Genomic DNA, 7,322 nt, shown 5'->3' with positions numbered 1-7,322 from the left:
TTTCAGCGTGGTGTTGCGCTGTGCATCCCAACGCAGTTGCATCCGGCCCTTTTTCACGCCAGCCGCGATACCGCGCGCCGCCACGGTCTTGTAGCGGTCCACGTAGGTCATGAAGCCGTTGACCACCGCAAAGATCGCACCGATGAAACGCTGCAGGGCGCCCAGCAGGCGCAGGCCCACATTCCCCAGGCGCATCGACAGATACGTGATACCGGCACCCGCCCCGGTGAAGGTCAGGACAACACCAATCAACAGGTCGATCAACAACTGGACCGTCGCCCTCGACAAGGCTTCGGCCGTTTCGCCGGCAACCTCACTGGGCGGCAACATATCCAACCAGAGACTGGCGGTGCGCACCAACAGGCACAGCGCCGCTTCGTCGCTGGCCAGCAGTTGCAGCTTGGCCATCACCCGCGGTGTTTTTTTCGCCAGGTCCTCCAGCTGCCTGGCGCTTTCGCCCAACCGCTCAACAAATTGACCGGGATCCTTGAGGATGTCCGAGAGCAAGCTGATGCTGTCCCACACACCTTCAATCGCCGCCCAACTGCCGGCGAGCAACCCGTTGCCCACCGCCGCCGCCGAAGTCGACAACGATTGTTGTGCCCATCGCGGCTTGAAGCCCTGCCACTCACCGCACAACCAGTCCGTCAGATTGGTGGTCAAGCCATCGTAGGAAGAAAACAGATTCGCGATTTGCTTGGCGGACACCTCGCCCTGAACGTGAACACGATAGGACTTGCCCGCCTCCCCCATGAAGGTTCCCAGGCCGTGGGCATCCAGGGTGACCGGCGTGACCTCGCCGCTGGCCACATCCACCACATCCACCACGATGTCGCCCAGCGGGATGTCGTACACCGACTCGAACTTGCTTTCGATCGTCATCGGCCCGCCCTTGGGACACTGGACGACCGTGGAGAGGAAGTCATCGTCGCCGGTGCTGACAGCGGTGGTGCTGTCGCCAAAGCGGATCAACCGCTCCATGCCCATAAGCGAGGGCAAGTCGCCCATGTGACTGGCTCGATCCGCCGCTCGGCTGTACCAGCGCTCGAGCTGCTCGCGATAGACCGAAAGGGTGTCTTTGAAGCTGTCGAGTTCCTGCTCGATTCGGCTCACCTGATCCATCAGGACAGGGCTCGCTCAAAGGCCGGCAGGAAAAAACGGTCGAACATGGGCAGACGTCTCGCAGCACTCAGGGAGCGCGAGACTTTGCCGGGGACGACAGGGGAATTAAGTCAGGGGAAGGAGACAGAGCCCGTAGGGCGATTCGCTAAATTCGTCTGACCTGCACAACGAATCGCCAGTGGATAACCCTAGATATCGCGAGCTTCAAGTGATTTGAGCTTGATTTCGGCCAGCGGATGCCCGGCTTTCGCCGCCAAGGTCCACCAACGCGCCGCTTCAACCGGGTCCGGTGCCTTGCTGGCTGTGCCGGCCAGGCTGATCACGCCAACCTGGTAGGCGGCCTTGCCATCACCGGCCAATGCCGCCAGCCGCAACAGGCGAATCCCTTCTTCCCGGGCGCCCAGCCCTTGGCCGCGAAACGTGAGGATATGCCCATAGAAGCTTTGCGCACCGACGTCGCCCACGTTCGCCATGCGAGAGAACTGCCCCTCGAGCCAGGCCCAGCCACGCGGCTGACGGACGAACCAGGACCAGTGAAACAGCCGACGCGCCAACCAGTAACCGGCCCGCGCCTTGAGTCGCCAGAGCACTCAGGCCTCCGCCGATTCGGGGTACTCGTATTCAAATACCCGGACCACTTCCGAAGCGTGCCAGGAAGCAGCGGCCACGCCATCGGAAGGCCCGGAAAAGCGACCCAGGCGTTCTACACATTCGAAAAACCCCGTGCGCGGCAACCGACTGGCACCCTGGCTGATCACCAATGAACTGCGCAGCGGCTGTTCCGCCCGGGCGTCCAGCGCCGCCAGGTGTTCAAGGGCCGCGGTCAAGGTCTGCATGGCCGGGCTGGGCAGCTGCAGACGCTCCAGCAACGCGCGGTAGGTCAATAAATGCCGCTGGCGGCGCGCCTGGTCCAACTCACCCAACAACCCATCCCAATGCTGCCGACTGATGCGTACGCTCACGATTCTTCCCTCCAACCCGGCACCGTCAACTCCCAGGCCAGACTGCGCCGAATCGCGGCATCGGGCTGACGCTCGCCGCTCTCGATCAAGGCCAGATAAGACGGGCTGATACCTACCGTGCGGGCCAGCGCCTCGATGGCGATGCCCTTCCCTTCGCGTAAACTGCGTAATTGATCCAGGCCAGGGAGAACCTGGCCCGGTGCCGCCGCGTGACGGACTGTCGCTTCGCGCGGCGGAGCTTGATCGATGCCTGCTGCCTTCAACAACGACTGGTACTGATCCCACGGCAAAACCGCGTATTCGGGCTCTCCGTCACGTGTGATTATTTGAATATCCATGTCTACCCCGTAGGACAACAACACTTAGCGAGACAGCCTTTTTTCTTAGAAGTGTAATCCTAATACCGGCTAAGGTCGCGGGGCGATGAATTCTCTGGGGCAAGTGCTACCGAATCAGGTTTTTTTCTGACCTTGGAGTTGAAGTTGTTCCGGGGTATCGGGAAGCCTTTCGACCTGGGCAAGCTTTTCGGGCGACTGCCGATAACGCCAGGCGCGGAACGCCTCGAGTTCAACGTCGAGGGTTTTCATGACCCAAGCCAGCACGGCGATATCGTCGAACATGCCAAACATCGGCAAGATATCTGGAATCGCATCCAAGGGGCTGAGGAAATACATGAGCCCTGCCACCACCGACAGCATCGACTTGGCGCTGACAGCGCGGTATTCGCCCCGCCAGTAGGCCAGGCACAAGGCCTGCAACAGATGCAGGTCCTCCTTGAGTTTGCCCAGTCGTCCGCCCTCCCGGGCACCCTTGCTGGCGACGGCGAACAGCAACGTCGGCAATCGACCGCGGGCCAGCAGGCGGCCTGCCAAGGGCAGAAATCGCGCAAAATTCCACGGGGCCTTCATTTTTTCTCCGACTGAAATGTTATCCACACAAATTGTGGATAACCTTGTGAACAGAGCTGCATTTCACCGCTGAAGCCCCCGTTTCATAAGGGCCCGGCTTAGATCGGGCGTTTTTTACTCACATAAAAAAACCCAATATTTCATTGACTTGACCGGCTGACTGCGTCTAGCACAGCGCCTGTATTGCCTATGACTATACCCTGCATCGTGCGTTCGGTTTTTTTGCCATTTTGCCGCAGCCCAGATGCGACAACGCCCCGCATGAGCGAGGCGTTGTCGTTATAGCAGACGCGATTACTTGGCTGCGTCTTCTTTTGCCGGATCCTTGATCGCCAGCAGTTCCAGGTCGAACACCAGGACCGAGTTGGCCGGGATTGCCGGGCTCGGGCTCTGGGCGCCATAGGCCAGGTCGCTCGGGATGTACAGCTTGTACTTCTCGCCGACGTGCATCAGTTGCAGGCCTTCGACCCAACCCGGGATCACGCCGCTGACCGGCAGGTCGATCGGGCTGCCACGTTCAACGGAGCTGTCGAACACAGTGCCGTTGGTCAGCTTGCCGGTGTAGTGAACAGTCACTACGTCGGTCGGCTTGGGCTGTGGACCGTCGGCTTTCTTGACCACTTCGTACTGCAGGCCGGAAGCGGTGGTGGTAACACCGGCTTTCTTGCCGTTTTCTTCGAGGAATTTCTTGCCGGCGGCTGCCGACTCTTCGCTCATCTTGGCCATGCGCTCTTCGGCACGCTTTTGCAGCGCGGCAAAGGCTTCGACCAGTTCTTCGTCTTTCAGCTTCTGTTCTTTCTTGCCGACGGCATCTTCGATGCCCTGGGCGACCGCTTTGGAGTCCAGGTCATCCATGCCTTCCTGAGCCAGGCTCTTGCCCATGTTCAGGCCAATACCGTAGGAAGCTTTCTGCGCCGGGGTCTTCAGCTCTACGCTGGTCTGCGAGTCGCAACCCGCGAGTACCAGGCCAACCAGGGCCACCGCCGCCGCCAACCGATGCTGTTTCATGCTATTTCCTTGTTCATGCGCCTAAAGGGCAATCGAATAAAGCCGCGAGCTTATCAGGCGGCCACGACCAATGGCTACCGGCATGTGAGCCACAAAGTCATGATAAGTTCAGGTCCGCAAACGCTTTTTAAGCCTGGACGAATGAAGCATCTGTCATCTGTTACGTACAGGGACAAATTGCCGCTCCTCTACAGGCCAGAGGTAATGGCCACTTGCCCGCCGCGCAGCACTGAGGCATAAGGGCTTATCAAAAAAACAAGGACGTTACCGTGCGCCTTCTCTCTCGCATCCTCTTGCTGCTCCTCGCGCTGCTGATCATTGTCGTGGCCGTGGTGCTTTATTACGTCGCCAATCCTCGCTTGCCGTTCTACACGCCCGTCGAACAGGTGAATTACCTGGACCAATGGAGTGCCGCCGAGCGCCAGACGTATTACTTCACGCCCCAGGGCACCCAGGTCAAAGGCCTGCGCTACGACTGGTTCACCGCCCTCGAATTACCGTTTTCGCAACAACGCTTCGCATCGCCCGAGTACCTGGCGCGCTTTGGGTTCCTGGTCGATCCGGCGCAGAAAGCCTCGTCGGCCAATCCTGGCAACTTGCCGGTAGGGTTTGCGCGGCACCAGAACCCGGGCAGCACCGAGCAGTTCCTGGATATCACTTGCGCGGCGTGCCATACCGGCGAATTGCGCTTCAAGGGCCAGGCAATACGGATCGACGGCGGCACGGCTCAGCACGTGCTGCCCTCCAGTGTTCCTACATTACGCGGTGGCAGTTTCGGACAAGCATTGGTCGCCAGTCTGGCGTCTACCTACTACAACCCTTGGAAATTCGAGCGCTTCGCCCGCAAAGTGCTGGGCAAGGACTACGAAGCCCGCCACGAGGAATTGCGCAAGGCCTTCAAGGCCTCCCTGGACACGTTCCTGCGGGTGGCCTGGAACGACACCCATCGTGGCCTCTACCCCACCGAAGAAGGGCCTGGCCGTACCGACGCCTTCGGTCGTATCGCCAATGCCAGCTTCGGCGACGCCATTTCGCCGCAAAACTACCGGGTGGCCAACGCCCCCGTGGATTACCCGCAGTTGTGGGACATATGGACATTCGACTGGGTGCAGTGGAACGGATCGGCCCAGCAACCGATGGCCCGCAACGTCGGTGAGGCGTTGGGGGTCGGCGCCACGCTGAATTTCTTCGACGCCCAAGGCAAACCGCTGCAGGGCGATGCGCGATACCCCTCCAGCGTGCGTGTGCGCGACTTGAACAAGATCGAAGAGACCCTGCAACTGCTCAAACCGCCTGTATGGCCGCAAGCGCTACTGGGCCCAATCGACAAACCGCTGGCCGCCAAGGGCCGGGCACTGTTTACCGAAAACTGCGCCGGCTGCCATGTACCCAAGGTGGTCCAAGGGCCCGACAGGCCGGTCCAGCAATTGCACATGCTGCCCGTGCAGGTGATCGGCACCGACCCGGGCACTGCCAATAACATCGCCGATCACCGCTTCGACCTGACCAGCCTGCAGTGGGATCCGGCCGAGCTGGCGAAGCTGGAAGTGCAACTGCACCCGACCCCAACAGAACCGCTGGACCTGAGTCAACTCTCGGTCGCCAAAGGCCTGGCCTACGTGACGGCATTCGTCGAAAACCGCGCTTACCGCGACGCCGGCGTCACCCCCGCCGAGCGCCCGGCGCTGGACGGTTTCGGCTTGCCCATCGGCGTACGTGAATTGCGCGCCTACAAGGCCCGGCCACTGGCGGGTGTCTGGGCCACGCCACCGTTCCTGCACAACGGCTCGGTGCCGACGATCTATCAACTGCTGTCCCCCCAGGATGAGCGCGCGACCACGTTCTATAAAGGCAACTTCGAATACGACCCGCGCCACCTGGGCTATCGCACCGAAGCCTTTACCAACGGTTTTCTCTTCGATACCCGCATTACCGGCAACCACAACAGCGGCCATGAATTCCGCGCGGGCGAGCGAGGCAATGGCGTCATTGGCCGCTTGCTGCAACCACAGGAACGCTGGGCCTTGCTGGAGTATTTAAAGGTGCTGGGCGGGCCATTGGAGTCGCAACTGTAATGATGAACCCCACAGGTAAAAGGAAGTTTCAATGTTGATCACGCTCTGGCTGCGCCTCGGTGCCTTTTTGGGCAAGACGCTCCTGTGGCTGCTGGGCATCGGGCTGCTCGGCTGGGCACTGTCCACGGCCTGGTTTGCCTGGCAACACAAGGGACCGGTCCCGGACAAGGAACAGGTGGCGCCCGGCGAAGCGGCCATGACCCAGGACATCATCCAGACTGCTATTCGCATCGTCGATCAGCATCGCGAAAGCACGCGTTATCTGCGCGATGCCCACGCCAAGGCCCACGGCTGTGTCATGGCCGAAGTCCAGGTGCCGAGCGACCTGCCGGCACCGTTGCGCCAAGGGGTATTCGCCGAGCCGGGGAAGGTCTGGCAGGCGACGATTCGCCTGTCCAACGGCAATGCCTATCCGCAGTTCGACAGCCTGCGCGATGCACGGGGGATGGCGATCAAGCTGATGAACATACCGGGCAAGCAACTGCTCGCTGATCGGCAATCACAAGGTGAGCAGGATTTCGTGATGTTCAACCATCCGAACTTCTTTGTCAGTGATGTCGCCGAATATCGTCAGAATGTGGCGGCTCAGGCTGACGGGAAAAAGGCGATGGCCTTTTTTCCGAGCCTCGACCCGCGCAGTTGGCAGATTCGGCATTTATTCATCGCCCTGGCGACTCTCTCACCGCCACCGGCCAGTCCGACCCAGACCACTTATTTCTCGGTATCGCCCTATAAGTTCGGTGAGGCCAACGCCAAGTTTCGCGTCGCACCGGATCCGGACAGTTGCCCAAGCTACACCTTGCCGGCCCAGAACCAGGACCTGCCGAACTTCTTGCGTAGCGCATTGAACCAGCAGTTATCCACAGACCGGGTGCCGGCGTGTTTTGTCTTGCAGATCCAGCGTCAGGATCCGAGCAAGTACATGCCGATCGAAGACACCAGTATTGAATGGCAGGAAAGTGATGCGCCGTTCGAGACCGTGGCCCACATCAAGGTGCCCGCCCAGGATTTCGACACACCCAAACTGAACCTGGCCTGCGACAACCAGTCCTTCAACCCCTGGTTCGGCATCGAGGCCCATCGCCCCATTGGCGGTATCAACCGCTTGCGTAAAGCAGTGTATGAGGCGGTCAGCGATTACCGTCACAGCCGTAACGCCGAGCAATAGAGGCAGGCAAATACCAGACAGCAAAAAGCCCGCTCAATGAGCGGGCTTTTTGTTGGTACCTGGCGTTCAGCGTTCCAGA

Annotated in this window: 7 protein-coding genes and 1 pseudogene; 2 read left to right on the top strand and 6 right to left on the bottom strand. The window is 60.3% G+C overall.

Annotated elements, in window-relative coordinates; translation table 11 throughout:
• The 6 genes and pseudogenes from V7773_RS30045 to V7773_RS30020 all read right to left on the bottom strand — a co-directional run.
• Positions 1 to 1,122 (bottom strand): annotated as a pseudogene (locus V7773_RS30045) (type IV secretion protein Rhs); the annotation flags it as partial.
• Positions 1,123 to 1,310: 188 nt separating this feature from the next.
• Positions 1,311 to 1,712, bottom strand: a complete 402-nt coding sequence (locus V7773_RS30040) for a sel1 repeat family protein (protein WP_336076476.1) — start codon at positions 1,710 to 1,712, stop codon at positions 1,311 to 1,313.
• A complete protein-coding gene (locus V7773_RS30035) occupies positions 1,713 to 2,084 on the bottom strand; it encodes a hypothetical protein (RefSeq protein WP_003179080.1) in 372 nt (123 codons plus the stop codon). It lies immediately after the preceding gene.
• A complete protein-coding gene (locus V7773_RS30030; protein ID WP_003204574.1) occupies positions 2,081 to 2,422 on the bottom strand; it encodes a helix-turn-helix domain-containing protein in 342 nt (113 codons plus the stop codon). Before V7773_RS30030 ends, V7773_RS30035 begins: the two co-directional genes overlap by 4 nt.
• 114 nt (positions 2,423 to 2,536) lie before the next feature.
• Positions 2,537 to 2,992: a YkvA family protein gene (locus tag V7773_RS30025; protein WP_063324786.1), complete on the bottom strand. Its 456-nt coding sequence runs from the start codon at positions 2,990 to 2,992 to the stop codon at positions 2,537 to 2,539.
• Positions 2,993 to 3,286: 294 nt separating this feature from the next.
• Positions 3,287 to 4,000: an FKBP-type peptidyl-prolyl cis-trans isomerase gene (locus V7773_RS30020; protein ID WP_003204577.1), complete on the bottom strand. Its 714-nt coding sequence runs from the start codon at positions 3,998 to 4,000 to the stop codon at positions 3,287 to 3,289.
• Between the two features lie 269 nt (positions 4,001 to 4,269).
• Between V7773_RS30020 and V7773_RS30015 the strand changes: the two genes are divergently transcribed.
• Positions 4,270 to 6,075 carry a di-heme-cytochrome C peroxidase gene (locus V7773_RS30015; protein WP_092223614.1) on the top strand — a complete coding sequence of 602 codons (1,806 nt, stop codon included), beginning with the start codon at positions 4,270 to 4,272 and terminating at the stop codon, positions 6,073 to 6,075.
• A gap of 31 nt (positions 6,076 to 6,106) precedes the next feature.
• Complete coding sequence (locus V7773_RS30010; RefSeq protein ID WP_336076475.1) at positions 6,107 to 7,243, top strand: catalase family protein; 1,137 nt, start codon at positions 6,107 to 6,109, stop codon at positions 7,241 to 7,243.
• The last annotated feature ends 79 nt before the right edge of the window (positions 7,244 to 7,322 follow it).

This window comes from Pseudomonas sp. 3JA (assembly GCF_036961705.1).
In the GTDB taxonomy this organism is placed as follows: Bacteria; Pseudomonadota; Gammaproteobacteria; order Pseudomonadales; family Pseudomonadaceae; genus Aquipseudomonas; species Aquipseudomonas fluorescens_Q.
This window is presented reverse-complemented; position numbering and strand designations above follow the sequence as displayed.